Origin of the sequence: Mesorhizobium sp. WSM4976, assembly GCF_029625685.1 — a bacterium.
Lineage (GTDB): Bacteria > Pseudomonadota > Alphaproteobacteria > Rhizobiales > Rhizobiaceae > Mesorhizobium.
The window spans coordinates 1-1,621 of sequence record NZ_JARTVT010000084.1; the positions used below are offsets into that span (position 1 = coordinate 1).

Consider the following 1,621-nt stretch of genomic DNA (forward strand, 5'->3'; position numbering starts at 1 on the left):
GCAGCTTCTCCGGCGCGATCGAGGGACGACCAACCTTCGAATAAAGTCCCTCAAAATCCGACGACAACACTTCAAGCTTGCCCGGATGGCTCGAAGCGGATGATCCGATGGAACCCGAGCCTCGCAGCTCACATAGGAAAAAAGACTTCCGTCCCGTCATCTCCACCGCGCATCTCATCCTCCAATCTCTCCGGCGGAATCGGATCACGGACTGGCCCCAGACGAAAGAGTTTTTCCGCAGCCTGCTAAAGCCCGGCGGTCCGTTTTCGACCCCGAAACTCCGACTATCAAATGTGGGATCAACGAGGAAGTCGGAAGCGTCGTTGAGAGGCCTTGTAGCCGATCCAATCGCGAAGGCAGTGCGCCAACCGGCAGGCTGGCGACCCCAAATCACCAGCCCCGTCGCCGGTTTCTCCAGTGGGTGGAGGTTAGCGCCCGATATACGCTAACACTGAATGCTGCTGGGAGTCCTATCTAATTCTGAGCGGGGCTGACCGTGCCCCATAATTTAGGTGCGTGGATTCTCAGCTGTCTAAGTCCAGCCTCCTATGGGCAGGTTGCTGGTGCCATTGCACCTGCCTTAAGTCCCGTTCATCAACTGCTTGGCCACAGCCTCGACAAAGATGAAAATGATCCTCCTCTTCGGCAGCAGGACGAACCCACAAAGTTGGAGAGGGGCGGCCCCAAGTCGGAAAGCTTGGTCACTCTCTGATGCACATGAACGTGCCCTCTCAGTAATTTTCAGCGTGGCTGAAGACGACGGCGCCGTTGTCCTTACGGACTTCAACCGATATGACGCCATCGTCGCTCTTCCGGATCGCGAACATCGACGTTGCGTGATCTTTTGCTGTCTTTTCGGCGTCAAACGAAATTTTATCGATGAGACCTTGCCTTCCATACCATATAACCGTGTACGGCATTGATTCCCCTGATTGTTTTGAGCCTGCTCGAGACGGAGCGAGCAGTGCTTCTGTCTCGGCTAGCATCTCTCTAACTTGCTCGATGTAGTCCCTTACCTCCACAAGCAGCTGCGCATCTGCGTCACCCCAGCGCGCGAAGCTCTCGGCAATTTTTGGGGGCATGTTCGCTCTCCTGATCTTGTTCAGACGGGAGCGCGACGCTGTCTCTCAGTCGCCGAAGTCCATTTAGACTTTGCCGACGATGCCAACACTATGCGCCTAATAGCGAGCTGTGGCCATCCCATGAAAAGCTATATGGGCCGATCCGCGGCGCTGGCGTCGGGCAAGGCTCCGAACATGAGACCCAGATGCTCGATCTTCTGCAACGCGGTTTCTTCGCCCCAAACGCCGTTGCGTTGAAGGCCGAAGGCGGTCAAGGTCGCCGTCTTGAACAGGATCAGGTCGGCCATCCATGGCGAGCATCGGCGGTGCGTCGAGCACGCCCGAGATCAGGTCGGGGGTAAATGAGGCGGCTTCGATCTCATTGGCGTTGGGCCAACAAGCAGGCCTGGGACGGCGGCGCCCCATAGTCTGGCACGGGCGTCGCGGGGAGAAGCCGAGCAGCTCTTGAAATAACGGCATTGCTGACGCTATATGGCGTCATAGTTTCTGGCAATGCACGGAGTTGCTGCGATGGACCTGGCACAATATGCGGATCACGG

Annotated in this window: 2 protein-coding genes and 1 pseudogene; all 3 read right to left on the bottom strand. The window is 57.1% G+C overall.

Annotated elements, in window-relative coordinates; genetic code table 11:
* Positions 1–173: pseudogene (locus P9272_RS35755) on the bottom strand (IS5/IS1182 family transposase); the annotation flags it as partial.
* A 558-nt stretch (positions 174–731) separates the two neighbouring features.
* Complete coding sequence (locus P9272_RS35760) at positions 732–1,082, bottom strand: hypothetical protein (RefSeq protein WP_278164905.1); 351 nt, start codon at positions 1,080–1,082, stop codon at positions 732–734.
* 128 nt (positions 1,083–1,210) lie between these two features.
* On the bottom strand, positions 1,211–1,369 hold the full coding sequence (locus P9272_RS35765; RefSeq protein ID WP_278164907.1) for a hypothetical protein: 159 nt from the start codon (positions 1,367–1,369) through the stop codon (positions 1,211–1,213).
* Positions 1,370–1,621 lie beyond the last annotated feature (252 nt).

Excerpts from the sequence above, each read along its gene's own strand:
- P9272_RS35760 (WP_278164905.1), bottom strand. The coding sequence starts at position 1,082 with ATGCCCCCAAAAATTGCCGAGAGCTTCGCGCGCTGGGGTGACGCAGAT.
- P9272_RS35765 (WP_278164907.1), bottom strand. The coding sequence starts at position 1,369 with ATGGCCGACCTGATCCTGTTCAAGACGGCGACCTTGACCGCCTTCGGC.